This window comes from Novosphingobium sp., assembly GCF_039595395.1.
In the GTDB taxonomy this organism is placed as follows: Bacteria; Pseudomonadota; Alphaproteobacteria; order Sphingomonadales; family Sphingomonadaceae; genus Novosphingobium.
In genome coordinates this window covers 661,776-688,366 of record NZ_JBCNLP010000006.1, presented here as the reverse complement: position 1 = coordinate 688,366, position 26,591 = coordinate 661,776, and the positions used below count along the sequence as shown (strand labels likewise).

At 63.1% G+C, this 26,591-nt stretch carries 19 protein-coding genes and 2 riboswitches; of the genes, 11 read left to right on the top strand and 8 right to left on the bottom strand.

Annotated elements, in window-relative coordinates:
* The first annotated feature begins 116 nt into the window (after positions 1 to 116).
* The 3 genes from ABDW49_RS23030 to ABDW49_RS23020 all read left to right on the top strand — a co-directional run bounded on the left by ABDW49_RS23030 (position 117) and on the right by ABDW49_RS23020 (position 3,604).
* Positions 117 to 731, top strand: a complete 615-nt coding sequence (locus tag ABDW49_RS23030) for a TetR/AcrR family transcriptional regulator (protein WP_343615586.1) — start codon at positions 117 to 119, stop codon at positions 729 to 731.
* Positions 732 to 1,027: 296 nt separating this feature from the next.
* Positions 1,028 to 1,263, top strand: a riboswitch (cobalamin riboswitch).
* A 288-nt stretch (positions 1,264 to 1,551) separates the two neighbouring features.
* Complete coding sequence (locus ABDW49_RS23025) at positions 1,552 to 2,550, top strand: DUF1852 domain-containing protein (RefSeq protein WP_343615584.1); 999 nt, start codon at positions 1,552 to 1,554, stop codon at positions 2,548 to 2,550.
* Between the two features lie 25 nt (positions 2,551 to 2,575).
* Positions 2,576 to 3,604, top strand: coding sequence for a methionine synthase (locus ABDW49_RS23020; RefSeq protein WP_343615583.1), 1,029 nt, complete (start codon positions 2,576 to 2,578; stop codon positions 3,602 to 3,604).
* Between the two features lie 142 nt (positions 3,605 to 3,746).
* Here the strand turns inward: ABDW49_RS23020 and ABDW49_RS23015 are convergent, their stop codons facing one another.
* Entirely contained in the window at positions 3,747 to 4,598 is an 852-nt protein-coding gene (locus ABDW49_RS23015) for a hotdog domain-containing protein (RefSeq protein WP_343615581.1), read from the bottom strand.
* Positions 4,599 to 4,640: 42 nt separating this feature from the next.
* A riboswitch (cobalamin riboswitch) is annotated at positions 4,641 to 4,846 on the bottom strand.
* Between the two features lie 161 nt (positions 4,847 to 5,007).
* Positions 5,008 to 7,935, bottom strand: a complete 2,928-nt coding sequence (locus ABDW49_RS23010) for a TIM-barrel domain-containing protein (protein WP_343615579.1) — start codon at positions 7,933 to 7,935, stop codon at positions 5,008 to 5,010.
* A gap of 108 nt (positions 7,936 to 8,043) precedes the next feature.
* On the opposite strand from ABDW49_RS23010, the gene ABDW49_RS23005 reads away from it, so the two are divergent.
* Both ABDW49_RS23005 and ABDW49_RS23000 read left to right on the top strand, forming a co-directional pair.
* A complete protein-coding gene (locus ABDW49_RS23005) occupies positions 8,044 to 9,054 on the top strand; it encodes a LacI family DNA-binding transcriptional regulator (RefSeq protein WP_343615576.1) in 1,011 nt (336 codons plus the stop codon).
* 129 nt (positions 9,055 to 9,183) lie between these two features.
* A complete protein-coding gene (locus tag ABDW49_RS23000; protein ID WP_343615575.1) occupies positions 9,184 to 9,888 on the top strand; it encodes a MerR family transcriptional regulator in 705 nt (234 codons plus the stop codon).
* Between the two features lie 19 nt (positions 9,889 to 9,907).
* Here the strand turns inward: ABDW49_RS23000 and ABDW49_RS22995 are convergent, their stop codons facing one another.
* Positions 9,908 to 11,014 carry an NAD(P)-dependent alcohol dehydrogenase gene (locus ABDW49_RS22995; RefSeq protein ID WP_343615574.1) on the bottom strand — a complete coding sequence of 369 codons (1,107 nt, stop codon included), beginning with the start codon at positions 11,012 to 11,014 and terminating at the stop codon, positions 9,908 to 9,910.
* Positions 11,015 to 11,222: 208 nt separating this feature from the next.
* Here ABDW49_RS22995 and ABDW49_RS22990 point away from each other — a divergent pair, with 208 nt between their 5' ends.
* From ABDW49_RS22990 to ABDW49_RS22980, 3 genes are all read left to right on the top strand, one after another.
* Complete coding sequence (locus tag ABDW49_RS22990; protein ID WP_343615573.1) at positions 11,223 to 12,524, top strand: cytochrome P450; 1,302 nt, start codon at positions 11,223 to 11,225, stop codon at positions 12,522 to 12,524.
* Between the two features lie 68 nt (positions 12,525 to 12,592).
* Positions 12,593 to 14,095 carry an aldehyde dehydrogenase family protein gene (locus ABDW49_RS22985; protein ID WP_343615571.1) on the top strand — a complete coding sequence of 501 codons (1,503 nt, stop codon included), beginning with the start codon at positions 12,593 to 12,595 and terminating at the stop codon, positions 14,093 to 14,095.
* Positions 14,096 to 14,382: 287 nt separating this feature from the next.
* Positions 14,383 to 16,899, top strand: coding sequence for a TonB-dependent receptor (locus tag ABDW49_RS22980; RefSeq protein WP_343617368.1), 2,517 nt, complete (start codon positions 14,383 to 14,385; stop codon positions 16,897 to 16,899).
* Between the two features lie 119 nt (positions 16,900 to 17,018).
* Here ABDW49_RS22980 and ABDW49_RS22975 read toward each other — a convergent pair whose 3' ends face one another.
* Genes ABDW49_RS22975 through ABDW49_RS22965 form a run of 3 tightly spaced genes read right to left on the bottom strand, consistent with a single transcriptional unit; the run spans position 17,019 to position 20,342 of the window.
* Entirely contained in the window at positions 17,019 to 18,650 is a 1,632-nt protein-coding gene (locus ABDW49_RS22975; RefSeq protein ID WP_343615569.1) for an electron transfer flavoprotein-ubiquinone oxidoreductase, read from the bottom strand.
* A gap of 14 nt (positions 18,651 to 18,664) precedes the next feature.
* Positions 18,665 to 19,594, bottom strand: a complete 930-nt coding sequence (locus ABDW49_RS22970) for an electron transfer flavoprotein subunit alpha/FixB family protein (protein WP_343617366.1) — start codon at positions 19,592 to 19,594, stop codon at positions 18,665 to 18,667.
* 1 nt (position 19,595) lies between these two features.
* Positions 19,596 to 20,342, bottom strand: a complete 747-nt coding sequence (locus ABDW49_RS22965; protein WP_343615567.1) for an electron transfer flavoprotein subunit beta/FixA family protein — start codon at positions 20,340 to 20,342, stop codon at positions 19,596 to 19,598.
* 144 nt (positions 20,343 to 20,486) lie between these two features.
* Here ABDW49_RS22965 and ABDW49_RS22960 point away from each other — a divergent pair, with 144 nt between their 5' ends.
* Both ABDW49_RS22960 and ABDW49_RS22955 read left to right on the top strand, forming a co-directional pair.
* Positions 20,487 to 21,227, top strand: a complete 741-nt coding sequence (locus ABDW49_RS22960; protein ID WP_343615565.1) for a GntR family transcriptional regulator — start codon at positions 20,487 to 20,489, stop codon at positions 21,225 to 21,227.
* 117 nt (positions 21,228 to 21,344) lie between these two features.
* On the top strand, positions 21,345 to 22,544 hold the full coding sequence (locus ABDW49_RS22955; protein ID WP_343615563.1) for a CoA transferase: 1,200 nt from the start codon (positions 21,345 to 21,347) through the stop codon (positions 22,542 to 22,544).
* A gap of 40 nt (positions 22,545 to 22,584) precedes the next feature.
* Here the strand turns inward: ABDW49_RS22955 and ABDW49_RS22950 are convergent, their stop codons facing one another.
* Positions 22,585 to 23,724 (bottom strand): acyl-CoA dehydrogenase family protein, encoded by a 1,140-nt coding sequence (locus ABDW49_RS22950; RefSeq protein WP_343615561.1) that lies wholly within the window; start codon positions 23,722 to 23,724, stop codon positions 22,585 to 22,587.
* A gap of 131 nt (positions 23,725 to 23,855) precedes the next feature.
* Between ABDW49_RS22950 and ABDW49_RS22945 the strand changes: the two genes are divergently transcribed.
* Positions 23,856 to 25,082, top strand: coding sequence for a LysR family transcriptional regulator (locus tag ABDW49_RS22945; protein ID WP_343615559.1), 1,227 nt, complete (start codon positions 23,856 to 23,858; stop codon positions 25,080 to 25,082).
* Positions 25,083 to 25,088: 6 nt separating this feature from the next.
* Here ABDW49_RS22945 and ABDW49_RS22940 read toward each other — a convergent pair whose 3' ends face one another.
* Positions 25,089 to 26,576: an aldehyde dehydrogenase family protein gene (locus tag ABDW49_RS22940; protein WP_343615557.1), complete on the bottom strand. Its 1,488-nt coding sequence runs from the start codon at positions 26,574 to 26,576 to the stop codon at positions 25,089 to 25,091.
* Positions 26,577 to 26,591: the final 15 nt, after the last annotated feature.

The following is a 26,591-nucleotide window of genomic DNA, read 5'->3' as shown; positions in this document are numbered from 1 at the left end:
TGCAATGCGGCTGCACGAGTCTATTTGTAATGAACGCTACAACCCCTCATTTGTAGTGATCGATACAAACAGTCAACCCCTCGCGATCAAAAAATGGCGAGGACCAAGGGAGCATCATGCAGACCGAAGCGAAAATCGCGCTCCACCGCAGCAAGGGTAAGGCCCGTTTTGATCGCGAGGCCGCGCTCGAGAAAGCGCTTGGCGTGTTCTGGCGCCATGGCTTCGCGCCGGCGTCGATCGCTCAGCTTTGTGCTGCCATGGGGATCAACCCGCCCAGCCTATACGGGGAGTTCGGCAACAAGGCGCAGCTCTTCATGGCCGCAGTGGACCATTACGAGCGGACCTACTGGGACCAGAACCGCGACGAGATGGCTGCCGAGCCAGATGTCAGGTTGGCCATATCGAGCTTCTTCGCCTCAGCCGCGCGTATTCTGACGCTGCAGGACGTGCCGTGCGGATGCTTGGTCGTGACGGCAGCGGTGAACATTCCCGACGATGCAGCTGATGTCGCTGACGCGCTCAAGGCGCTGCGCAAGCAGACGGAGCAGGCGTTCCGCGATCGATTGACGCGAGGCGTGAGCGATGGCCAGCTCCCGGCCGATGCAGATGTCGATGCCCTTGCCAGCGGATTGAATACCTTGCTTGAGGGAATGTCGTTGCAGGCTAGCAGCGGAGCCACAACTTCGGATTTGCTGAAAATTGGCGGATGTGCAGTCCGTTTATTGGTCTGACTGGAAGCTACGGCGGTTAACCAAGCCTTGCTCTGCCGGCTCCGCGCCGTCCGGTCTTCGCTGGAAACGCTGACAAAACCGCCATTCAGGGCGGCGATGCCAGGCGCTGAAAGCAGTCATAGGCTCAGCGGCAGACAATTAACTACAATGGCTGCACCCCATCAAAGAGCTGCAAATCTTAAGTACAAAAAATGACCTGTCTCTTTCAAAGCTGAGCGGATCGCTGTGAACGCTGGCCTAGATAACCACATATAAAGATTTCTTTATATGATACTTGACAGCTTGGCTGAGATGGTGTCTCTGCATCCTGTCAAGGTTCCCCATCCCAGATTCCACAAGGGTCCGCGCGGTGGGGCTAAGACGGGAAGCCGGTGGTGCCCGAAAGGGCAGAGTCCGGCGCTGCCCCCGCAACTGTAAGCGGCGAACGGTGGTTCCATTTCGTGTCACTGAGCCTTGCAAAAGCGCTCGGGAAGGCCGGAACCACCGTGATGACCCGCAAGCCAGGAGACCTGCCTTCGGCGCCATAACGTTCCTCGGACGGGGGTTCCTCCGGTGGATCGCGCTTGTCGCACGCGCCGGAGGTCTATGCCCTGCGGCGACGCTTATGCTGGCGCGTTCTTCCTTCGGCCCCTCCGCCCGGCAAAGCAGGTGATCGGCCGATGTTTCCAGTCCTGTTTCCCCCCGGCAAGCCATGCGCGAATGCGTCGGCGCGTCGTGTTAACGGTGTTCATCCCCGCCTGACGCGGCGCGCGCCCACCCATCCATCATCCCGAACCGTCATGACGGGCCAGCCAACCTGCTGGTCCGAAGGAGATGTCGCATGCCTGTCGCACACGCCCAGCCCGCGCTGGATTTCAACTTCACCATCAAGAGCCTGCGCTTGGATGAAGATTATAACCCCTCTGAAAGTACGCGTATCACCACCAACTTCGCCAATTTGGCCAGAGGGGAAAACCGCCGGGAGAACCTGCGCAACACGCTGGTGATGATTAACAATCGCTTCAATTCGTTGGCGCATTGGGATAACCCCAAGGCCGACCGCTATTCGGTTGAGCTTGAAATCATTTCGGTTGAGATGCGCGTTGAAGATCAGGGGGCCAGCTTCCCGGTGATTGAAATCCTGAAAACCAACATCATTGATAAAAAAACGCAAAAGCGTCTTGAGGGCATCGTCGGGAATAACTTCTCGTCTTACGTGCGCGATTACGACTTTAGCGTCTTGCTGCCGGCGCACAATAAAAACACGGCGGAATTCAACATTCCGGATGATTTCGGCGATTTGCACGGCAATATCTTTAAGCACTTCGTCAATTCAAACGCATACCATGAGAATTTCAGCAAACCGCCGGTGATCTGCCTCAGCGTGTCCAGCAAAGACACCTATCATCGGACGGGCAATCAACATCCGGTGTTGGGCGACGAATATCGGCAAGACGGCGCTTCGCTGACCGACCGGTATTTTAAAAAAATGGGCCTGCAGGTGCGCTACTTCATGCCGAAAAATAGCGTTGCGCCCCTGGCGTTTTATTTCCCCGGGGATTTGCTGAGCGATTACACCGATCTGGAACTGATCGGCACCATCAGCACGATGGAGACCTTCCAGAAAATCTATCGACCTGAAATTTACAACGCCAACTCGGCGGCGGGGCAATACTATCAGCCAAGCCTGAATAACCAGGATCATTCATTAACCAAGATTGTTTACGATCGCGAAGAGCGTAGCCAGTTAGCGATTGAGCAGGGGAAATTTACGGAAGAGCAATTTATCAAGCCCTACAAGCCCATTCTTGAGCAATGGTCTGCTCACTACGCGCTTTGATTCACTCAAATACAGGTCATCTATTATGAAAATATTGCTCCCTACGTCGACCGCCGGCAGCTTGCCTAAACCTTCCTGGCTGGCCCAACCGGAAACCCTGTGGTCGCCCTGGAAATTGCAGAATGAAGAATTAATCGAAGGGAAACAGGACGCCTTGCGTTTGTCGCTGGCAGAGCAACAACAGGCCGGCATCGATATCGTCAGCGATGGCGAGCAAACGCGCCAGCACTTCGTCACGACGTTTATCGAGCACCTCAGCGGCGTCGATTTCGAGAAACGCGAAGTGGTTAAAATTCGCAATCGCTATGAGGCGAGCGTGCCAACCGTCGTGGGGGCGGTCGCGCGCCAAAAGCCCGTTTTCGTTGAAGACGCCAAATTTTTACGCCAGCTGACCAAGCAGCCGATCAAATGGGCCCTGCCGGGGCCGATGACCATGATCGACACGCTCTATGATGACCACTATAAAAGCCGCGAAAAGCTGGCCTGGGAATTCGCCAAGATCCTCAACCAGGAAGCCAAAGAGCTCGAGGCCGCCGGCGTCGACATTATCCAGTTTGATGAGCCCGCATTTAACGTGTTCTTTGACGAGGTGAATGACTGGGGCATCGCCGCCCTGGAGAGGGCCGTTGAGGGGCTGAAGTGCGAAACGGCGGTGCATATCTGCTATGGCTACGGCATCAAGGCCAACACCGACTGGAAGAAGACGCTGGGCTCGGAGTGGCGGCAATATGAAGAGGCGTTCCCCAAGCTGCAAACGTCCACCATCGATATTATCTCGCTGGAGTGCCATAACTCGCACGTCCCGATGGATCTGCTTGAACTGATTCGCGGCAAGAAAGTGATGGTTGGCGCCATTGATGTGGCGAATCATACCGTTGAGACGCCGGAAGAAGTGGCCGCTACGCTGCGCAAAGCGCTGCAGTTTGTCGATGCCGACAAACTCTACCCGTCGACCAACTGCGGCATGGCTCCCCTGCCTCGTCAGGTCGCCAGCGGCAAGCTGAATGCCTTGAGTGCGGGCGCGGAGATCGTGCGCAAAGAACTCTCGGCCTAGCAGCCAGTTAGAACGCTCTTCTCTGCCAAACCCGTTTGCGGAACATCTGGTGTGGCAAAGCAGCTCCCTGACGGGAGGCAGGCCGATATTGCCTGCCTCCCGTCAGGGTGAACTAGAACGGAGCGCCCCATCGCTACATGCTTTAAACCTCCAGCGCGGACAGGATCGGCGTAGGGCGCCCTTGCTCATCGACCGCCACCATCACGAAGCGCGCCGTTGCAGCATGACGGCGCTGCCCTGTCAGCAGCCTCTCCGACCACAACTCGACTTCCACAGTGACGGAACTGCACCCGGTCCGCACAATGCGCGAGACCAGTTCCACCATATCGCCCAGCCCGACCGCGGAGCGGAAATCGACCCGCTCTGACGAGGCCATAACGATATTCCGCCGCGTATGCCGCGTCGCCGCGATAAACGCGGCCTTGCCCAGCATCTTGAGCCCGTCGCCACCATAAAACGTGCCATAGTGGTTGGTTTGCTCGGGAAAGATGATTTCCGCCATCCGCAGGACACCATCCTCTTCGACCTGCTGACCGGCATAAAATGGAGGAAGCGGCAGGCGAACATCAGGGCCTTTGACGGCCACCATGGTGAAGCGACCACGCGTGCAACGCCGCCTCTCTCCGCTGACCGTCGCCTCCGCGACCAGCTCAACCTCGACATCAAGCGAACTGTTACCGACCCGCACGACGCGCCCGGTCGCCTCAACCATCTCGCCCGCGCTCGCCGGTGCCTCGAAATCAATCTGCTCGCTGCGCGCGGTTACGAAAGGCACACGCCCATGGCGCGTCGCCGCCAGAAACGCGACCTTGTCCATATGCGCCAGCGCCACGCCGCCAAAGAGCGTACCATGGTGGTTGGTGTCCGTGGGGAACACCATGTCAATCAGTTGGATGCTGGTCGCATTTGTTATTGTCTGGACTGTTGCTCTTGTCATCGTCTTCACCTGTTTCAAAGGCAGAGACAGACGAACGCAAGCGGCCACGCCGGTCACCCGGCATGGCACGAGAGCGATCGCCCGGACACCCCGCCGGAGGAACGTTATGGCGTCGCGGGCAGGTCTCCTGGCTCGCGGGTCAATGCGGACGATCCGGCCTTCCCGGTGGTTGCGCCCACCAGTGGCATGCGTGGATCGCCCGCTCGCCGCTTACAGTTGCGGGGGCAGCGCCGGCATCGCACCGGCTTCCGATCTTCGCTCCAGCGCGCCGAAACGACTGGAGAACCTTCGACAGCGGAAATGTGAAGCGCGGGGGCGCCAAGGGTCAAGCGCAATGTGTCAGGAATTGAAAATGAACGAAGGTCGGCAGCAGAAAGGACGAAGTTTGAAACCTGCCGCTCCGGACAACCATCTGTGAGCGCCCCGCAAGAATGTACTGTTCAGCTTAATTCCCTTCATCGCCTCCTTACCGACCAAACGACACGGTGGTGGCCGCCCCGGTATAGTTCACCATCCTCTTGGCCACGGCCGGCGCTGCACCAGTGGCGTTGCGCGGGGTCATCAGCACCAGATCGAGCCGCCGCTGCTGGACAAGGCGGGGGAAAGAGCCCTTGCGCCCACTGATGGTCAGACTGCGGGCACGGTCGTTCCACACCAGATCATAGGTGGCATATTGGCCCTTTTCATAGTCGTATGTCTCGTTGTCGTCCTCATAGATGGTGAAACGCGCGTCGGCGCCGGAATAGATGCGGATTTCATAGGGCGCCTTGGGCAATTCGGTCGCATAATGCTGCACCGGCCCCATGGGCACGATCGATCCGGCCCGCACATAAAGCGGCAGAATATCGAGGGGAGCCTGCCGCGTGACACGCTGGCCACCGGCGTAATGCTCGTTCGTCCAGAAATCATACCATCCGGCGCCCTGAGGCAGATAAGTGGTAACGGAAAGATCCTGCGCGGCCTGCGCCAATCTGGCGGCAGCCTCGCGCTCGCTCGGCAGACGCCACGCCAAACGCAACTTGCGCGCGCCATCGCCCTGATAATACTCGATGGCGATGGGGATGGTCTGCCCCTTCCGGAGCGCGACCTCGGCGCCGCGATAGCGGGCCTCGCCCGATTTCCATTCGTCGACCACGGTCTTGCCGGCCAGCATCAGGCGATAGCCATCGTCACCCTCGACGCCGATCTCATAGGTGCCATCTTCAGGAGCGGTGAGCATGCCTGTCCAGCGCGCTGAAAAGTGATCGAGGCTGGCCAGGCCTGCCGGCATGTCGGCCAGCGGCGGCGCAGGCCACATATGGTCGATTTTGGTGTCGATCATGGTGCTGACCGGTTTCTCGAAGGATTGGCCCGCAAAATACTGAAGGGCCAGCCCGGGCTGCCCATCGGGTGTGCGCAGGGCATTCGCTGGTATCGTCACCGCCGGAGGGGCCTGCCGATGATACATCGGCCGGGTGACAGGATGGACCAGAAACGAGGGGCCGAACATGAAGCTGTCATCGATGGTATCGGTGGCGCGATCCTCGGGGAAATCCATCATCAGGGGGCGCATCAGCGTGTAGCCCGCGGAGGTCACCTTCCAACTCAGCCCATAGGTGTAGGGCAGCAGGCGATAGCGCAGATTGACGCTGCCCAGCAGCGAGGCATAGACCTGCGGATCAAGCGTTTTGAAGCGATAGGGCTCACGCTCGACATCGGTGCCATGGATGCGCATCAGCGGGTTGAAGGCGGCATATTGCAGCCAGCGCGCGAACAGCTCCCGCCAGGCCGGGTTCTGCTCGCCACCGGGAAACTCCGACACGAAAAAGCCGCCGGTGTCCTGGGTCCAATAGGGATTGCCCGTCACGGTCACATCGACACCACCCGCGATCTGCTGCTTGAAGACCTTCCAGCTGGCATAAATGTCCCCGCTCCACGAGGCGGCGGCGGTGCGCTGCGCCCCGGCCCAGGCCGAGCGGGTGAGCGTGAAGACCCGCCGGTTGGAGGTGGCGCGTTCGCCATCATAGGTGCCTTGCGTGGTCAGCAGCGAATAGGGGTTCAAATAACGCGTGAAATCGCCCAGCGCGTTCCTGCCCAACGCCTTGGTGTCGCGGATGTTGTCCTGCGCGTCCCACATCGCGCTGCTCACCTCCACCTCGGTGCCGTCCATCCATAGCGCATCGACGCCTTTGTCCAGCAGGCCGGACTTGATGTGCTTGAAGTAGATCTGTCGGCCCAGCGGGCTGTAGGCGTCATAGACGCGGGCATGTTTGGAAATCCAGTGCAGCGGGGCAAAGCGCAGCCCTTGCGCATCGAGTTCATGGGCCAATGCCGTATCATTGCCGATCGACGGCCAGATCGACACCATCAGCTTGAGGTTCATGCCATGCAGCGTGCGCGTCATGCCCGCAGGGTCGGGATAGCGCACCGGGTCCCAGGTCATCCCGCTCCAACTGCCATCCTTGTCGCTGCCCCAATATTGCCAGTCCTGCACGATGTAATCGAGCGGGAAGCCTTCCTTGCGAAAGCTGCGCGCCACATCCACGATCTGGTCCTGCGTCTTGTAACGCTCCTTGCTCATGAACAGACCGAAGGCCTGTTTGGGATACATCGGCGCCTGCCCCGTCAAGGCGCGATAGGCCCCCACAACGTCATCCGGCGTCTTGCCACCCATAAAATAATAATCGACCCCGCCCGGCGCGCTTTCCGCCCAGAGCGATGCACCCTGGGCATCGTCCTTGAAGCGCATCTGGGAATAGACATCCCACATCACGCCATAGCGCCGCGAGGACATCATCACCGGGATGATGATGCCCATATTGGTCTGCACCAACAGCAGATCCTTGCCGCGCCGGTTGCTGGTGTCGTCAGCGGTGAAGCCGAAGCCGTACAGCGCCTCGTCGTCGCGCAGATGGAAGGTGTTGGTGGCCTCATAGGTCGGCGCGCCCGAAATCGTCTTCAGGGTCACACTTTGGGGTTTGTCCGACTGTTCTTCCGTATAGAGCCTGCCCTGCGCATCAAGGAAGCGCAGCGCGGAGGTGGCCTTGTTGACCTCGATGGTGAGCGCCGCGCTGGCAATGGTCAGCGTGGTTGAGGTTTCGGCGATGGTGAAAGGCACTGCCTGCGGTTTGGCGGTCACCACCAGACTGGGCGCGGTCCAATAGTTGGTGCCGAGATTGGCATTCACCCGCACAGTGTCCGGACCGTAAAACAGGATGGTCTTGGCCAGACCTCCCCGCCGGAATTGCACGCCATCGGCCAGCCTGCGAAAGACAAAGCCATCCGCGCTCGGCAAGCCTGTCGTGGTGAGGTGACCGTTCGCGTCCAGCCCGGTGGCATCCTGCGCCAGCGCGGGGGCGGCCAGGGCCAGGGCGGAAGCAGCCAAACTCCACCGCACGAATGCGCGTACCGTCATCGTCATCCCCTCCATTCACTTTTTTCCGTAAACGTTTACGGCCTTGTCGTGAATAGTCGGAGTAATGTCAAGGCTTGCAATCGCTGCCGTGCATGCAAGGGAAGGAAGATGGATATTCGATCACTCGCCACGCATCTGAACCTGTCGATCGGCACGGTGTCGCGCGCGCTGAACGGCCGCAAGGATGTCAGCGAAGCCACCCGCAAGCGGGTGATCGAAATGGCGGGAAAGCTGGGATACACCCCCAACCAGGCCGGACAGTCGCTGCGCCGCAAGCGCACCGGAACGGCGGCCTTCCTGCTGCCGGTCGGGCCCGACAGCATGACCTATGGTGACCCGTTCTTTCTCTCGATCCTCAATGGCGTGCAGACGGTGCTGGACGAGAACGGGCTGGAACTGGTCGTGCTGCTGTGGCGAATCGAGCAGAACCCGCTTGAGGTGCTGGAGCGGCATCTGCGACGCGGCATTGCGGATGGATGGATCCTGGCCGCCACGCAGAGCCAGGATGCGCGGATCGCCTTGCTGCTGGCGCAAAATACGCCCTTCATCACCCTTGGCCGCAGCGAGACGGCGGGCATCTATCCCAGCATCGATCTCGATTTCGAGGATATGGTCGATACCGTCATGGCGCGTTTTCTGGCCGCCGGTCATGAACGGATCGCGCTCATCACCTCCGGCCCCGGGGTCAATTTCAGCCATCTGGTGACCGCACGCTACAAGGCGGCGCTGCAGGGCGCGAAGCTGCCCTTCGACCCCGACCTGCTTTACGCCGGATCCGACAGCGCCCAGCAATGCGCGCAGGTCACCACCGCAATGCTGGCGCTGGATCGCCCGCCAACCGCGATCTTCGTCATGGGCGAGAATGGCGCGGTGGGGGCCTATGCCAGCCTGCGCGCCTGCGGGCTGGAACCCGGTCGCGACATCGCCATCGTCGGCTTTCGCCACACGGCCGCCTGCGCCGCTCTGCAGCCGCCGCTTAGTTGCTTTTCTGTGCCGGTAAGAGACATTGGAGAAGACCTGGCCCGCGCCCTGATGCTGGCGATGAAAGGCCCTTCCGGCGATCAGCCGATGCCGCCCAAATTATGGAAAATGACATGGGTGGACGGTGCAAGCGGGTGATGACCGTGCGGAGGGCCGCTGTCCATCAGATGGCCGAACCACTCCGGTCAATCTCCCACCTCCCGCTGACACAGGAAAATTTCCTAACCTCGGTTGCCCATTGGCCAGAGCAATGGTCTAACCCTTGCCATGAAGATGCGTGATCTCGAAACGCGGACGGGCGTTCATCGTGAGACGATCCGTGTTTATCTGCGCCACAAGCTCATTCCCGAGCCCGATCGCCCGCGCCGCAATGTCGCCGATTACAGCGAGAAGCATGTCAGCGCCATTCTCGCCATCCGCCAGTTGCAGCAGGACAGCCGGCTGACTCTGGCGCAGATCGGTGCCCTGATGGATGGCGATGGCGCGCAGGGCGGCGTGGGCGCCAGCGCGCTCGACAAGCTGGAGCAATTGGTCGCTCATCGTTCGGGCACCGATGGGCCGCCGGTGTCGATCGCCTCGCTGGCCGAACATTATCCCGAGGCCGAAGCCGATGCCCGCACCCTCGCCAGCATCGGCATCCTCGACATCATCGAGACCGAGGGCGGCGATATGCTGTCGCTCTCCTCGGCGCAATTCGTGCGGATCTGGGGCGAGATGCGCAAGAGCGGCTTCGATGGCCATCTGAACTACACGCCCGACATTCTGGGCTTCTATCTCGATGCCGCCGACTTCGTGGGCCGGTGGGAAGCCACCACCTTTCTGCAGCGCATCGAGGGGCGCGTGGACATCGGCGAGGCGGTGACCATGGTCGAACGCGCCCTGCCGCTGATGCTCGATTTCTTCGGCCTGCTGCGCCAGCAAGCTTTCTTCCGCCATTACGAAGCAATCCGCGGCGCCAGAACAGATCCCTGACGCCGCGGCGCAACCGGACTTATTCAGGCATCGTCAGCACCACTTTCACGCAGGCCCCGGCATGCTGAGCCGCAACCGCCTCATTGATCCGCGCCAGCGGATAGGTGGTGATCAACCGGTCGAAGGGGAAACGCCCCTCGCGATAGAGCGCGATCAACTCGGGCAGGAAGGTCTGGGGATCGCAATCGCCCTCGGTCACACCGCAGACTGAAATCCCGCGCGAGAGCATCTGCACGATGTTGAGCGAGATCGTGGCATCCAGCGCGCGCGGCACTCCCACCGTCGCCAGCCGCCCACGCGTGGCCAGGCAGGCCACCCCGCCTTCGATCGCCTTTGGCACGCCAGAGGTGTCCAGCACGCCGTTCACGCCCTGAGGCAGCAGGGCGCGCAATTGCTCGGCCATATCGCCGGCGGCCACATCGATCACATCGCTCGCCCCCAGATCCAGCGCCGCCGCCCTGCGGGCCGCCACCGGATCGGCCAGCACGATGCGCGAGGCGCCGCGCACCTTGGCCGCCATCACCGCGCTCAGCCCGACCGGGCCGCCGCCGATCACCAGCACCGTCTCCCCCTCCTGCGTGTCGAGCACGTTGAACACCGTGCCCGCCCCCGTCATGATCCCGCAGCCCAGCGGGCCGAGCAACGAAAGCGGCACGTCCTTGTCCACCTTCACCGCATTCTGCGCGGCCACCACCGCATGGGTGGCAAAGGAGGACTGGCCGAAGAAATGGCTGCTGACCTTGCCGGTATCATTATGAAGGCAAGTGCTGCCATCCGCTCGGCATCCGCCGAAATTGAGCGCGGTAAACTGCGCGCAATAGGAGGGATGGCCGGACCGGCAGGCATCGCAAACCCGGCAAGCGGCAAAGCCCAGCACCACATGGTCGCCCGGCACCAGCCGGGAGACATCGGCGCCAACCGCCTCGATCACACCGGCGCCTTCATGCCCCAGCACGGCCGGCAAAGGCGTGGGCAGCACCTGATCGCGCACCACCAGATCGGTGTGGCACAGCCCGGTCCCGACGATCCGGACCAGCACCTCATCGGCCTGTATCGCCCCCATTTTGAGCTTTTCCAGGGTGAAAGGATCGCCGGCCTTTCTCACCACCGCTGCTGTCACATCCATCGGCATCCTCCTATTCATTTTCATGCGGTCTATTCAAATTCCGGCAGGCGAAAACGGGCCGGATCGGCCATAGCGGACGGAAATCCGCGCATTTCGCGCAGTTTCACCGCTTTTGGTCCGACCTTTTATTAGAATTGACGGCGGTCCCTGTCCAGCATTACGTATAACTCATACGCAAAACATAAGATGTTGCGACGAGAGGACCCCCATGACCGCCACACTCGAAGCCGGGTTGCGCCCGCTGATCCCCGAGGATATCGCCCGGATCGTCATCGCGCCCAAATCCTACACCGATGACAAGGTCATCTATCCCGCCTTCCAGTGGCTGCGCGAGAACATGCCGCTCGGTGTGGCCGAGGTGGAGGGCTATGATCCGATCTGGATCGTCACCAAACATGCCGACATCCGCGCGATCGAGCTGAACGCCAAACTGTTCCACAATGCCGATCACAATCCGATCCTCAACGATCGCGCCTCGGACGCCTTTATGCGGCAGATCAACGGCGGCTCGCTGCGGCTGATCTCCTCGCTGACTTATATGGACCCGCCCGAGCACGCGGCCTATCGCAACCTCACGCAGAGCTGGTTCATGCCCAGCCGGATCGCCAAGCTGGAAGACCAAATCCGCGCCCTGGCGCGCCAGAGCGTTGAAAAACTGCTCAGTTTCGATGGCGAATGCGACTTTGTCCGCGATTTCGCGCTGCATTACCCGCTGCGCGTCATCATGACCCTGTTCGGTGTGCCGCCCGAGGACGAGCCGCGCATGCTGAAACTGACTCAGGAGTTCTTCGGCGTCCACGATCCCGAGGAACAGCGCCCCGAGATGGTTGCCGATCCGGTGGCCGCCGCCAGAATGTGGGCCGCAACGCTGGAGGACTTCTACGCCTATTTCGACGATCTGAGCGCCCAGCGCCGCGCCCATCCCACCGACGACATGCTTTCGCTGATCGCCAATGCGCAGGTCAATGGCGCGCCGATCCCGCGCGACGAGGCCAATGGCTATTACGTGGCCATCGCCACGGCCGGGCATGACACCACATCCTCCTCCACGGCGGGAGGCCTGCACGGCATGCTGCTTTACCCGGAGAATTTCGCGAAGCTGAAGGAAGCCCCCTCGCTGGTGAAGGGGCTGGTCGATGAGGCCATCCGCTGGACCAGCCCGGTCAAGCATTTCATGCGCAACGCCGTGGAGGAAACGCAGGTGCGCGGCCAGACCATCCGCGCCATGGACCGGCTGATGATGTGCTACCCCTCGGGCAACCGTGACGAGGAGGTGTTTGCCGACCCGACGCGTTTCGACATCACCCGCTCACCCAATCCGCATATCGCTTTCGGCTTTGGCCCGCATATGTGCCTGGGCCAGCATCTGGCCAAGCTGGAGATGCGCGTGCTGTTCGAGGAACTGCTGCCGCATCTGGGCAGCATCGAACTGGCCGGTGACCCGCGCATGGTCGAGACCAATTTCGTGGGCGGTTACAAGACCTTGCCCATCCGCTTCACCAAACGCTGAATAACGGTTCTCCCCTGGGCCGCGCCCGCCGCGCGGGTGCGGTCGCTTTTTGCAATGGAGCCAGCGCCATGACCACTGACACACTTGCCCCCGAAACCATCAGCATGGTGCCGCCCGTGCGCATGCCCGACACCACCATGCTGATCGGCGCCGAGCGCATTGCTGCGCAAGATGGCCGCAGCATCGCCGTCGAGGACCCCGCCACCGGCCAGATCTTCGCCCATGTGCCTGCCGGAGGCGCGGAGGACATCGATCTGGCGGTGAAGTCCGCGCGCAAGGCTTTCGAAAGCGCGGCATGGTCGCGCATGCGCCCGCTCGACCGGGCCAGGATCATCGAGACCATCGCCCGCAAGATCGAGGACAATGCCGCGGAACTGGCGCTGCTGGAAAGCTATGACAATGGCAAGGCGGTGCATCACGCGCTGGCCGTGGATGTGCCTGCGGCGGTGGACATCTTCCGCTATATGGCGGGCTGGTGCTCCAAGATCGGCGGGCAGGTGAACCCGATTTCCGGCGACGGGCGGCAGTATCACTCCTATTCGCTGCGCGAACCCATCGGCGTGGTCGGCCAGATCGTGCCCTGGAACTATCCGCTGGCGATGGCGGCGTGGAAGATCGCCACAGCGCTGGCGGCAGGTTGCACCATCGTGCTCAAACCCTCGGAGGTGACGCCGCTCACCGCGCTGCGCCTTGGCGAGCTGGCGCTGGAGGCGGGCCTGCCCGAGGGCGTGCTCAACATCGTCACCGGTTACGGGCATGAGGCGGGGCTGGCCCTGGTCGAACACCCCGGCGTCGACAAGATCGCCTTCACCGGTTCGGCCCGCGTGGGCAAGCAGATCGTCCAGACCGCCGCGCATGATCTGAAACGCGTGACGCTGGAACTGGGCGGCAAGTCGCCCTCGCTGATCTTTGCCGATGCCGATCTGGACAAGGCGGCGATCGGCGCGGCGCTGGCGATCTTCTTCAACTCGGGGCAGGTGTGCCTGGCCGCCTCGCGCCTCTATGTCGAGCGTTCGGTGTTCGACCGGGTGGTCGAAGGCGTGGCGGCGGCGGCCAAAAGCTTCAAGCTGGGCCATGGCCGCGATCCCGATACGGTGCTGGGCCCGCTGGTCTCGCGCGCGCAGCAGCAGCGCGTGCTGGATTACATCGCGCAGGGCCGCGCCAGCGGCGCCGAGGTGGTGACCGGTGGCGGCACCGGGCCCGATCAGGGCTATTTCGTCGAGCCCACCATCTTTGCCAACCCCGATCCGCAGGCCTCGATCGTGCGTGAGGAAATCTTCGGCCCGGTGCTGGTCGCCACGCCCTTCGACGATCCCGAGGAGGTGATCAAAGCCGCCAATGACACACGCTATGGCCTGGCCGCCAACATCTGGACCCGCGACCTGTCCCGCGCGCATCTGACGGCCCGTAGGCTGCAGGCCGGCACCGTCTGGATCAACACTCATGGCATAAACGACCCTTCCGCCCCCTTCGGCGGGGTGAAGGAATCGGGCTGGGGCCGCGAGGTCGGTGAGGAAGGCGTCTTGGCCTACACGGAAACCAAGACGGTGACCGCCCTGCTGGGCGACTGACGATCCGATCCATCATGGGCCAGGGCTTTGAAGCCTTGGCCCCCATCACCCGGCGACAAAGGATGAGAGCCGAAATCGGCACGATCCTTCCGATTTTTGAATGGTCGGACCTTAAATTAATTTTTCCTATATGGAAATTTTATTCAGGAAGAACCGCAGGTGGGCAAGCTGATGGAGAAGGCCCGCCCGGCTCGGACACAGCCAGATATGACATGAGATTTGCCCGAACAATCTCGGGTCAAACACACAATAAAATTCAAAAAATGGGAGAGAATATCGTGACCCACATGAGGCTTCTGGCCGGACTGTCCGCCCTCACGCTCGCCAGCCTGCTGGCGAGCCCCGCCATGGCGGAGGATGCCGCCCCCCCGCCGCAGCCCGGCATTCAGGACATCATCGTCACCGCCAACAAGCGCGAGGAAAACATCAACAAGGTTGGCCTGTCGATCACGGCGGTCTCGGGCAATGAGTTGAAAGAGCGCAAGATCGTCTCGCTTTCGGATCTGGCCTCGGTGGTGCCGGGCCTGTCCTTTGCGGCGTCCAATGCCAACACGCCAATCTTCACCCTGCGCGGCGTGGGCTTCAACGAAAGCTCGCTGGGCGTCTATCCCGCCGTCAGCGTCTATGTCGATCAGGCGCCGCTGCCCTTTCCGGTGATGGCCAGCCATGCCGCCTTCGATCTCGAGCGCGTGGAAGTGCTGAAAGGCCCACAAGGCACGCTGTTCGGCGAAAACGCCACGGGCGGCGCGATCAACTACATCGCCGCCAAGCCCACGAAATCGCTGCAGGCCGGGGGTGACGTCAGCTATGGCCGCTTCAATTCGATCGACGCCAATGCCTATGTCAGCGGGCCTTTGACCGACACGCTGGGCTTCCGCGTCGCCGCCACCGGCTCGCATATGGACGACTGGCAGTACAGCTACACCCGCCCGAGCGACACCAACGGCCATATCTCCTACGCCGCCGGTCGCCTGCTGCTCGACTGGAAACCGAGCGCATCGGCACGGTTCGAACTGTCGGTGAACGGCTACAAGGACACCTCGCAGCCGCAGGCGCAGCAACTGATCCTGCTCAATCCGCAGAGCAAGGCCTCCCCCGCGCTGATCGCGCGCCTGCTGGCCTCACCCTTTGCTCCGGCCAATGCCCGCGCGGCCAATTGGGTCGATCAGGCGGTCGACCCGGCGACAGGCGTGGTCAATGCTGATGGCTCGACCAAGCCCGGCACCGCCACCACCACCGATTTCCGCCAGTTCAGCAACCGCACCTTCTGGCAGGCCGCCCTGCGCGGCGACATCGATGTGACGCCGGACATCACGCTGACCAGCATGACCTCCTACGATCATTTCGACCAGCGCCAGCGCGTGGGCGGGGATGGCAATGACATCGTCACCTTCACGCTTCAGCGCAACGACGGCATGATCCGCACCTTCAACCAGGAGCTGCGCCTGGCCAATTCGGGCCATGGCGCGCTGAAATGGATCGTGGGCGGCAATTTCGAGCGCACCGTCACCGATGAACAGCAACTGCTGCGCATCTTCGACAACACCGCCTACAATGCAGCCAATATGTACATCAACGCCAGCGCGGTGGACAATCATCAGAGCATCACCAATTGGGCGCTCTTCGGCAATGCCGAATACAAGCTGATCGAGCGGCTGACGCTGATCGGCGGCATTCGCTATACGGATTCGCACAACACCGCCAATGTCTGCGGCAGCACGATCCCAGGCGGCAATGACGACAAGCTGTTCAACGCGCTGGGCTCGCTGTCGGGCCAGAGCTTCACGCCGATCACGCCCTCGGGCTGCTACACGCTCAATGCGATCAACGTGCCGATCGCCAAGGGCATCACCGTGCTTTCGCCCTATGGGCCCGGCCCGCTGGGGGTGCCCGGTGAGCCCTTCATCGCCAAGCTGAATGAGAGCAATGTCTCATGGAAGGCGGGCATCAACTTCCAGGCGACGCCGCGCGCGCTGTTCTATGGCACTGTATCAAAGGGGTACAAGAGCGGCAGCTTCCCCAGCCTGGCGGCCGCGACGATGACGCCGCTGCTGCCCGTCACGCAGGAATCGGTGCTCGCCTATGAGGTGGGCGCCAAGCTGCAATCCTCCGATCACAAGCTGAGCCTCAACTCCGCCGCCTTCTACTATGATTATCGCAACAAGCAGGTGCGCGGCAAATTGCTCGACCCGATCTTCGGCGATCTGGAGGCCGAGGTGAATGTGCCCAAATCGCGCATCTGGGGCCTGGAGGCCGATCTGACCGTGCGCGAGATCCCGGAGGTCACCATCACCGGCGGCGTCACCTATCTCAACTCGCGGGTGCTGACCTACAATGGCGTGGATGCGGTGGGCAATGCCAACCAGAATTTCGCGGGCGATCCCCTGCCCTTCACGCCGAAATGGTCGGGCAGCGTCGATGTGAGCTGGCGGCATGAGCTGGGCAATGATGCCGCGATCTTTGCCGGGACCACGGTGGCCGCGCGCACCCAGACCGATGCGGTCTTCAACGCCGGCAATCTGACCGCCAGCCGGATCGAGGCCAACAACCCGCTGTTTCTCGCCGGGGTCGGCTATGCGGCGACGGCATCCGGCGTCACCCGGCCCTTCGTCATCAACGGCTATGCCACGGTCGATGCCCGCGCGGGCTATGAGTCCGGCCATGGCTGGCGCGTGATGGTCTGGGCCAAGAACATCTTCAACAAATATTACTGGACCAACGTCATCAGCTCGACCGACAGCGCGGCCCGTCTGGCAGGTATGCCCGCGACCTATGGGGTGACCTTCGGCTTCGCCTTCAAGTGAAGCCGCCCGGCCCGGCTTCCTTCGGAAGGCCGGGCCCAAACGGCCTTGCGGGCATTATGATAAAGCCCCGGCATCCGCCTGATGGATGCCGGGGCTTTTGCTGTTGGCCTGATGCCGCATTACATATTGGGGTAGTTGGGCCCTCCGCCGCCCTCGGGCGTCACCCAGGTGATATTGCCCGCAGGGTCCTTGATGTCGCAGGTCTTGCAGTGGAGGCAGTTCTGCGCGTTGATGACAAAGCGTGGATCGCCCTCCTCCTGCCCGGTCACCTCATAGACCCCTGCCGGGCAATAGAGCCGTGCCGGTTCGTCATAGAGCGGCAGGTTCCGCGTGACCGGAACCGCCGGATCGGCCAGATGCAGATGCACCGGCTGATCCTCCTCATGGTTGGTGTTCGACACGAAGACCGAGGAGAGGCGATCGAAGCTGATCACGCCATCTGGCGCGGGATAAGCGATTGGAGCCGCCTGATCCTTGCGCCACAGTTTGCGGTCGCTTTCATGCCCCAGCGTATAGGGCAGGCCGATGCCCAGCGTGCGCATCCACATCTCGGCGCCGGCCAGAACCGTGCCCAGCAGCGCGCCGAATTTGGCGATCAGCGGCTGGACATTGCGCACCATCGCCAGCTCCCTGGCGACCCAGCTTGAGCGCAACGAGGCCTCATACCCGGCCAGCACATCGCCGCCGCGCCCCTCGCCCAGCGCCTGCGCCACCGCCTCGGCAGCCAGCATACCCGATTTCATCGCGGTGTGGCTGCCCTTGATGCGGGGCACATTGACAAAGCCCGCCGCGCATCCCACCAGCGCGCCGCCCGGAAAGGCCAGCCTGGGCACGCTTTGCCAACCGCCCTCATTGATGACCCGCGCGCCATAGGAAACGCGCTTGCCGCCCTCCAGAAAGGCGCGGATCTCGGGGTGCTGCTTCCAGCGCTGGAACTCCTGGAACGGCGAGAGATGCGGGTTGCGATAACCCAGCCCCACCACAAAGCCCAAGGCAACCTGCCCATCGGCCTGATGATAGAGATAGCCCCCACCATAGGCATCGCTCAGCGGCCAGCCCTGCGTATGGATCACCAGACCGGGCCGGTGCTTCTCGGGCGCAATATCCCAGAGTTCCTTGATCCCCAGCCCATAGACTTGCGGCGCACTCTCAGCATCCAACCCATAGCGGGCGATCACCTGCTTGCTCAGATGCCCGCGCGCGCCCTCGGCGAACAGCGTGTAGCGGGCATGCAGCTCCATACCGGGCTGATAATCCCCCTTGGGCTGGCCATCACGGCCCACGCCCATGTCGCCGGTGGCCACGCCGCGCACCGCGCCAGCCTCATCATAGAGCACCTCGGCGGCGGGGAAACCGGGGAAGATTTCCACCCCCAGGTCCTCGGCCTGAACCCCCAGCCAGCGGCACAGATTGCCCAGCGAACCGGTGTAGGTGCCCTTGTTGTGCATCCAGCCCGGCGTCAGCCAGTGCGGCACGGAAACCTTGCCGCGCCCCGTCAGGAACCAGTGGCGATTGTCGGTCACCGGCACGGCGGCCAGCGGACAATCGCGGGTCCGCCAGTCGGGGATCAACTCGTCGAGCGCGCGCGGATCAATCACCGCGCCCGAAAGGATATGCGCCCCGATCTCGCTGCCCTTCTCCAGCACGCAGACCGTCAGATCGGCGTTCAACTGCTTGAGCCGGATCGCGGCGGAAAGCCCGGCAGGCCCTCCGCCGACGATCACCACATCATAATCCATCGCCTCGCGCATGGCCGGGCCCTCGGTCACAGCTTGGCGGTGAGTTCGGGCACGGCCGCGAACAGATCGGCGACCAGGCCGATGTCGGCGATCTGGAAGATCGGTGCGTCCTCATCCTTGTTGATGGCGATGATGGTCTTGGAATCCTTCATGCCCGCCAGATGCTGGATGGCGCCGGAAATGCCCACCGCAATATAGACCTCGGGCGCGACGATCTTGCCCGTCTGGCCCACCTGATAGTCATTGGGCACATAGCCGGCATCGACCGCCGCCCGGCTGGCGCCCACACCCGCGCCCAGCCTGTCGGCCAGCGGCATGATCACCGCCTCGAAGCCCGCCGCATCCTTGAGCGCGCGTCCTCCCGAAACCACCACCTTGGCGCTGGTGAGTTCGGGGCGCTCATTGCTGGCAATCTGCGCCTCGACAAAGGCCGAAAGCCCCGCATCGCCGGGCCCCGCGATGCTCTCAACCGTCGCACTGCCGCCCGTGGCCTCTGCCTTGGCGAAAGCGGTGGCCCGCACCGTCAGCACCAGTTTCGCATCGCGGCTTTCCACCGTGGCGATCAGATTGCCCGCATAGATCGGGCGGGTGAAGGTCCTGGGCCCCTCGACCGAGAGGATCTCCGAGACCTGCATCACATCGAGCAAAGCGGCAATGCGCGGCGCGATGTTCTTGCCCCCGGTGGTGGCGGGCGCGACAAAGGCATCGAAACCCTCCATCAACCCGGCGACCAGCGGCGCTATGTTGTCCGCCAGCCCATGGGCATAGGCGGCATCCTCGGCCAGCAGCACCCGCGAGACGCCGGCGACCTTGGCGGCGGCGGCGGCCACCGCGCCACAGCCCTGCCCCGCGACCAGCGCGACGACCTCGCCAAGCTGCGCCGCCGCCGTCACGGTGGAAAGCGTGGCATCCTTCAGCACGGCACCGTCATGTTCGACCCAGACCAGACTCGTCATCTCATGCAACTCCCATATCCTTGAGTTTGGCCACCAGCGCATCGACATCGGCCACCTTGATGCCGGCACTGCGCACCGGCGGCTCGGCCACCTTCAGCGTGGCGAGGCGTGGGGTGATGTCCACACCGAGATCCTCGGGGGTTTTCGTCACCAGCGGCTTCTTCTTGGCCTTCATGATGTTGGGCAGCGACGCGTAGCGCGGCTCGTTCAGGCGCAGGTCGGTGGTGACGATGGCCGGCAGCGTCAGGCGCAGGGTTTCCAGGCCGCCGTCGATCTCGCGCGTCACCAGCAGGCTGTCGCCCTCGACCGCCAGCGCCGAGGCGAAGGTGCCTTGCGGGCGGCCCATCAGCGCGGCCAGCATCTGGCCGGTCTGGTTGCAGTCGTCGTCGATGGCCTGCTTGCCCAGGATGACCAGCTGCGGCTGCTCCTTGTCGACCAGCGCTTTGACGATCTTGGCGACGGCCAGCGGCTCGGCCGCCTCATCCGTCTGCACCAGGATGGCGCGATCCGCGCCCATCGCCAGCGCCGTGCGCAGGGTCTCGGTGGCCTTGGCCGGGCCGACCGACACGGCGATCACCTCGCTGGCCACGCCCTTTTCCTTCAGGCGGACCGCCTCTTCGACGGCGATCTCGTCGAAGGGGTTCATGGACATCTTCACGTTGGCGAGGTCGACGCCCGATCCATCCGCTTTCACGCGGGGCCTTGCATTGTAGTCGATCACCCTTTTGACAGGCACGAGAATCTTCATGGCGGGCATCCCATTTTGTCGGAAAATATCTAATGGTCGTACCATTAAGATTCGATGCGCAACTGTCAAGCCTCTACGGTCCGGCCATTGCCCCTTTGCGCCCATGCGCTATAGCGGTGTTCTCCTGTTCGCGAGTTGACCGCCATGCCCGACGCCACTGCCCCCAAACCCAGCTTCGCCCCGATCAAGACCCAGCGCACCTTCGAGGCGGTCTGCGAGCAGATCCGCGCGCAACTGGCCGCCGGCACGCTGAAAACCGGCGACAAATTGCCCGCCGAGCGCGAATTGGCGGTCGAATTCCAGGTCAGCCGCAGCGCCCTGCGCGAGGCGTTGCGCACGCTGGAAATGGCGGGCATCATCCGCAACGCCAAGGGCGTGAAGGGCGGCTCCTTCATCCAGGCGGCCGAGCCTGACAAGATCGTGCAGGCGATGCGCGACTATGTGCATCTGGGCAAGGTCACGCTCGACGAGCTGACCGAGGCGCGTCTGGCCACGATGGACATCATCATCCGCCTGGCCTGTGAACGCGCCACCGAGGCCGACCTGGCCGAGCTGGAAGCCATTGCCGAGCGCACGAAACAGGAAAGCGGCGTGGAGGCGCGCTATGAATGCGCCGCGCAATGGTACAAGGTGCTGGCCCGCGCGACGAAAAACCGCATCTACGGCATTTTCGTCAATTCGCTTTCCTCGATCCTGCATGAATTCGTGCAGGGGCCCGATTACGAGACCTTGCAGGAAACGCTGATCGATTCGCGCCTGCGGTTGATCCGCGCCATGCGCAAGCGCGATGCCGAAGCCGCCGCGCAGGAAATGCGCAAGCATCTGGAGCGCATTCACCGCCATGTGCGCAAGAATATGAAGGCACGCGGCGCTTCGGCGGCCTGACCTCCGCTTCCTGTCAAAGCTGCCCCATCGCCCGGTACGGCACCGGAGCGATTGACCCTTTCGCGCCCTCATGCAATAGGTATGACCATTATACTTTTAAGCAGATAGGGAGAGATCATGAGCCATCCAGCCACAGAGCCGGGACACCCCTCTGGTGACGCATTGTCCGGCGTGCGTGTGCTCGATTTCACCAGCGTGATGGCCGGGCCCTTTGCCTCGCGCATGCTGGCCGATCTGGGCGCCGAGGTGGTGAAGATCGAGTCGCTCGAGGGCGATCAGGTGCGTGCCCGGCCTCCGGTGCGGGATGGGCATAGCGCCTATTTCGGCCACCTCAACGCGGGCAAGCAGTCGCTGGCCTGCAACCTCAAGGCCCCGGCGATCCGCGAGTTGATCCAGCAACTGGTGCCCCGCTTCGACATTGTGATCGAAAACTTCCGCCCCGGCGTGATGGCCCGCTTCGGCCTGGATTATGCCACGCTTTCGGCGCTCAATCCCCGGCTGATCTATTGCTCGATTTCCGGCTATGGGCAGAGCGGCCCCAAAGCGCATTACCCCGCCTATGCCCCGGTGATCCATGCCGCCAGCGGCTTCGATATGGTCAATCTGCACTATCAGGACGGCGCCGACCGGCCCGCCGCCAATGGCATCTTCATCGCCGATGTGCTGGGCGGCACCCATGCCTTCGGCGCGATCCAGGCCGCGCTCTATCAGCGCGAGAAGACGGGGCAAGGCCAGCATATCGACGTCTCCATGCTGGAGGCGATGGTCGGCATGCTGGTCTATGAAACCCAGGCAGCGCAATTCCCCGGCGATCCGCGCCGCCCGCTTTACACGCCGCTGCGCACCAGCGACGGTTTCATCATGGTCGCCCCCACCAGCCCGCGCAATTTCGAGCAATTGAGCGAGGCGGTCGGCCATCCCGAATGGCAGCAGGACCCGCGCTTTCTCACAAATGCCGACCGCAACCGCAACTGGGCGCTGCTGCTGGGTCTGGTGGAAGAATGGAGCCAGCACCTGACCGGCGCCGAGGCCGAGGCCATCCTCTCGCGCCATGGCGTGCCCTGCGGGCTCTATCGCGGTGTGGATGAGGTGCTGGCAGACCCGCAACTGGCCGCGCGTGGCGCCTTTGCCGAGATCCACGATGGCGCGGGCGGCTATCGCGTCACCAACCCGCCCTTCCGCATGAGCGCCTCGCGCACCTATGCCCGCGATCATGTCTCATCGCTGGGGGCCGATGGCGCGGCGCTGCTGGGTCAGGAACTGGGTCTGTCCAACGAAGCATTGGCTGCGCTGCAGGCTTCAGGCGACCTGGCCTGAAACGAAAGGGCCGGGGCATACACGCCCCGGCCCATCACCCTCAGCGCAGCAATTCGCGCGCGATGGTGTTGCGCTGGATCTCGGAAGACCCCTCGTAGATCCGCGTGATGCGGATATCGCGATAGAGCCGCTCGATGGCAAAGCCCTTGCAATAGCCCGATCCGCCGAAGATCTGCAGCGCGGTGTCGACGGTGCGGCTGCCCGCCTCGGTGGCGAAGAGCTTGGCCATCGAAGCCAGTTCGCGCTTCTTCTCGCCCTGATCGTAACGCCATGCCGCATCGAGCAGGATCAGCCGCGCCGCGCGCATATCGGTGGCCATGGTGGCGATGTAATGGCGGATCGCCTGAAAGTCGGAAATCACCCCGCCAAAAGCCGGGCGCACCTTCGATTCCTCGATGGCCAGCTCCAGCGCATACTCGCCCATGCCGACCGCCGTGGCGCCGACATTCATGCGCCCCTCGTTAAGCCCTTCCAGCGCATAATGGAAACCGCGCCCGATCTCGCCGATCACGGCATCCTCGGGCAATTGGCAATTGTCGAAGACCAGCTCATAGACGCCCGGCGAGGCGGTGCCCATCAGCTCGATCGTGCCGGTCACGGCATAGCCCGGCGTGTTGGAGGGCATCAGGAAGGCGGTGATGCCGCCGCGCGTGCCCGCCGCCTTGTCGGTATAGGCATAGACGATGACATATTTGGCGTTCTTGCCGTTGGAAATATAGGTCTTGCTGCCATTGATCAGCCAGCCATCGGCGTTGCGCACAGCGGTGGTGCGCATCGATCCCGGATCGGAGCCCGAATTGGGCTCGGTCAGGGCGAAGGCGATGCCGATTTCGCCGCTGGCCATGCCGGGCAGGAGGGCGGCCTTCTGCGCCTCGCTGCCGTGATGGATGATGTTCTTGGCGCCCGGCCCCATCAGCGGGCGCAGCTCGGTCCAGAACTGGGGAGGAAGACGCGCCAGTTCGATCTGCACCACCGCCTGCGCCAGCGCGCCCAGCCCCAGGCCGCCGAATTCCTCGGGCAGGGCCATGGCAAAATAGCCGTTCTCCACCAGCGTCTTGCGCACGATAGGGTTAATTTTCCCGGTCTCGTGAAAGGCCCGTTCATACGTCAGCAGATTGTTGACGATCTGGCGCGTGACCTCGCGGAATTCGGCGATATCTTCGGGTAGTTCAAAATCCATGGGGCATCCTCCTGGGGAATGGACTCGACGCCTCGGCGTCAATTCACTAATGGTCGTACCATTAAGAAAAAGGTCAGTCCATTCCAAATTCAGGATTGGCGAGAACCCGACCTTTCCCTAGAAGGTGATCCATGGCGGCAGACCCCTTCGACCTGAACCTGCGGCATTTGCGCGCCCTGCTCTCCATTGCGGAGAAAGGCTCGATCACGGCTGCGGCGGACAGCGTCAGCCTGTCGCAACCCGCGCTGACTCAAGGGCTGGCCAAGCTGGAGCGGCAATTCGGCTATACGATGTTCGAAAGGCGGTCGGGCGGCATGGTGCCCACGCCCATGGGCGCGATCGTGATCGAACGCACCCGCGCCGCGCTCGACCATCTTTCACAGGCGGCCAAGGGCCTGTCGGCGGTGTTTCAATATCCCGAGCGGCTGATGACCATGACCCAGTTGCGCGCCTTTCTGGCGCTGGCCGAGGCGGGCGGCTTTTCCGCCGCCGCACACAGCAGCGGCATGTCGCAGACCGCCGTGCATCGCGCGGTCAGCGATCTGGAGCATATGATCGGCGGCCAGTTGGTCGAGCGGCGCGGGCGCGCGGTGTGGCTCAATCCGGCAGGGCGGCGGCTGGCGCGCGGCGCCCGTCTGGCCGTGGCCGAGATCATCGCCGCCGTGGCCGATCTGGGATTCGACAGCGGCAGCGAACTGATTGCCTTTGGCGCGCTGCCGCTGGCCCGTCCCTATCTGGTGCCCACGGCGATGGCGCGCATGGTGCAAAGCCATCCGCGCGCCGGTTTCAAGGTGCTGGAAGGCAGTTGGCGCGAGCTCGTCGAACCCTTGCGCGATGGCGATATCGACATGATCGTGGGCGCGCTGCGCCCCTTCGAAATCGCCGACCTTTATCAAATGCCGCTCTATGAGGACCGGCTGGTGATCGCAGCGGGCAGCCGCCATCCGCTCGCCGAGGTCGAGCGCCCGACGCTGGAGCAATTGGGGTCCTATCCGTGGATCGTCAATCCCGCCAATTCGCCGCTGCGCGAACAGTGGGAGCAATTGTTCGACGGGGCGCATCTGCCCGAAACGCCCATCGAATGCGGATCGGTGATGATCATCGGGCGCCTGCTGACCGAGGGCAATTTCCTCACCCTGCTGTCACCCGATCAGGTGGCCTTGCAGATCCGCAGCGGGCTGCTGGCGCAGGTGGGCGCGCCGCTGGAACACAGCCGCCGCCTGGTGGGCATCACCACCCGGCGCAGTTGGCGGCCCACCGCCACGCAGCGGCATTTCCTCGACTGTCTGGAAAAGGCCGCTGCGGTGATGCGATCCGATACGCCCCAGTCCGAATGGCGCAGTTCGGGCTGGGTGTAGCGCCTGTCAGTCCAGATTGATCCAGACGGCCTTGGTTTCCAGATAATCCTCGATGTGATGCGGGCCGGATTCGCGCCCGAAGCCGCTCAGCTTGTAGCCGCCAAAGGGCACGCCCGGATCGAGCATCTGGTAGCAATTGACCCACACCGACCCGGCCTGAATGCCGCGCGCCATGCGATGCGCGGTGGCCAGATCGCGCGTCCACACGCCGCTGCCAAGGCCGAAAGGCGTGGCATTGGCACGCTGCAACACCTCTTCCTCGGTGTCGAAGGCAAAGGCGCTGAGCACGGGGCCGAAGATTTCCTCGCGCGCGATGGTCATCTCGTCGGTGACGCCGGTGAAGATGGTGGGCTCGATAAAGAAGCCCTTGTCCAGCCCCGCGCCGCCCATGCGCGCGCCGCCCACCAGCGCGTGCGCGCCTTCCTGCCCGGCGCCCTCGATAAAGCCGAGGATCTTGTCCATCTGCGGGCGCGACACCACCGGCCCGATCTGCGTGGCGGGATCGAGCGGATCGCCCACGCGGATGGTGCGCGTGTGTTCGGCTAGGCGGGCCATGAACTCGTCATGAATCTCGCGCTGCACGAACAGCCGCGTGCCCGCGCTGCAGATCTGCCCGGCATTGGCGAAGACCGCCGTGGCCGCAGCGGGCACCGCCTTGTCCAGATCGGCATCGGCAAAGACGATGTTGGGCGATTTGCCGCCCAGCTCCACCGTCACCCGCTTCATGGTCGAGGCGGCGGCATGCAGGATCTTCTCGCCCACGCCCGTCGAGCCGGTGAAGGCGATCTTGTCGATCCCCGGATGCATGGAGAGCGCCGCCCCGGCATCGCCCAGCCCGGTCAGGATGTTGATCACGCCTTCCGGCACGCCGGCCTCAAGGCACAATTCGCCAAAGCGCAGGGCCGACAAGGGCGTCTGTTCCGCAGGCTTCATCACCATGGTGCAGCCGCTGGCCAGCACCGGCGCGGCTTTCCACACCGACATGCCCACCGGCCCGTTCCACGGGTTGATCGCCGCGACCACGCCCATCGGCTCTTTGAAGGTCTGCGACAGCACATCGCCCGGCGCGGAATTGGGCAGCGTAGCGCCAGAAATCAGCGTCGCCTGACCCGCGTAATAGCGCAGCAACGCCCCGGCCCGCGCCTTGCCCAGAAGGGTGCGCGAGACCGGCGCGCCAAGGTCCAGCGTGTCGAGCATCGCCAGTTCCTCGTAATGCGCCTCGACCAGATCGGCGAGGCGCAGCATGATGCGCTGACGCTCGGCCGCTTTCATCCGGCGCCAGGGGCCCTCGAAGGCCGCGCGGGCCGAAGCCACCGCGCGGTCCACATCCTGCGCTGTACCGCGCGCCACGCGGGCGAGCAGTTCGCCGGTTGCGGGATTATGCGTCTCGAACCGCTCGCCCGAGGCGGCGGGCACGCGCTTGCCGCCGATCAGCATATCCTGATCGAGGGATGCCAGCATGGCGGGTCGGTTGCGCATCAGGGTCATCTCCATGGGGGGCTCTCCTTA

What these genes read in the sequence shown, in the direction of transcription:
- ABDW49_RS23030 (WP_343615586.1), top strand. Translation starts at nt 117, where the DNA reads ATGCAGACCGAAGCGAAAATCGCGCTCCACCGCAGCAAGGGTAAGGCC.
- ABDW49_RS23025 (WP_343615584.1), top strand. Translation starts at nt 1,552, where the DNA reads ATGCCTGTCGCACACGCCCAGCCCGCGCTGGATTTCAACTTCACCATC.
- ABDW49_RS23020 (WP_343615583.1), top strand. Translation starts at nt 2,576, where the DNA reads ATGAAAATATTGCTCCCTACGTCGACCGCCGGCAGCTTGCCTAAACCT.
- ABDW49_RS23010 (WP_343615579.1), bottom strand. Translation starts at nt 7,935, where the DNA reads ATGACGGTACGCGCATTCGTGCGGTGGAGTTTGGCTGCTTCCGCCCTG.
- ABDW49_RS23005 (WP_343615576.1), top strand. Translation starts at nt 8,044, where the DNA reads ATGGATATTCGATCACTCGCCACGCATCTGAACCTGTCGATCGGCACG.
- ABDW49_RS23000 (WP_343615575.1), top strand. Translation starts at nt 9,184, where the DNA reads ATGAAGATGCGTGATCTCGAAACGCGGACGGGCGTTCATCGTGAGACG.
- ABDW49_RS22995 (WP_343615574.1), bottom strand. Translation starts at nt 11,014, where the DNA reads ATGGATGTGACAGCAGCGGTGGTGAGAAAGGCCGGCGATCCTTTCACC.
- ABDW49_RS22990 (WP_343615573.1), top strand. Translation starts at nt 11,223, where the DNA reads ATGACCGCCACACTCGAAGCCGGGTTGCGCCCGCTGATCCCCGAGGAT.
- ABDW49_RS22985 (WP_343615571.1), top strand. Translation starts at nt 12,593, where the DNA reads ATGACCACTGACACACTTGCCCCCGAAACCATCAGCATGGTGCCGCCC.
- ABDW49_RS22980 (WP_343617368.1), top strand. Translation starts at nt 14,383, where the DNA reads ATGAGGCTTCTGGCCGGACTGTCCGCCCTCACGCTCGCCAGCCTGCTG.
- ABDW49_RS22975 (WP_343615569.1), bottom strand. Translation starts at nt 18,650, where the DNA reads ATGCGCGAGGCGATGGATTATGATGTGGTGATCGTCGGCGGAGGGCCT.
- ABDW49_RS22970 (WP_343617366.1), bottom strand. Translation starts at nt 19,594, where the DNA reads ATGACGAGTCTGGTCTGGGTCGAACATGACGGTGCCGTGCTGAAGGAT.
- ABDW49_RS22965 (WP_343615567.1), bottom strand. Translation starts at nt 20,342, where the DNA reads ATGAAGATTCTCGTGCCTGTCAAAAGGGTGATCGACTACAATGCAAGG.
- ABDW49_RS22960 (WP_343615565.1), top strand. Translation starts at nt 20,487, where the DNA reads ATGCCCGACGCCACTGCCCCCAAACCCAGCTTCGCCCCGATCAAGACC.
- ABDW49_RS22955 (WP_343615563.1), top strand. Translation starts at nt 21,345, where the DNA reads ATGAGCCATCCAGCCACAGAGCCGGGACACCCCTCTGGTGACGCATTG.
- ABDW49_RS22950 (WP_343615561.1), bottom strand. Translation starts at nt 23,724, where the DNA reads ATGGATTTTGAACTACCCGAAGATATCGCCGAATTCCGCGAGGTCACG.
- ABDW49_RS22945 (WP_343615559.1), top strand. Translation starts at nt 23,856, where the DNA reads ATGGCGGCAGACCCCTTCGACCTGAACCTGCGGCATTTGCGCGCCCTG.
- ABDW49_RS22940 (WP_343615557.1), bottom strand. Translation starts at nt 26,576, where the DNA reads ATGGAGATGACCCTGATGCGCAACCGACCCGCCATGCTGGCATCCCTC.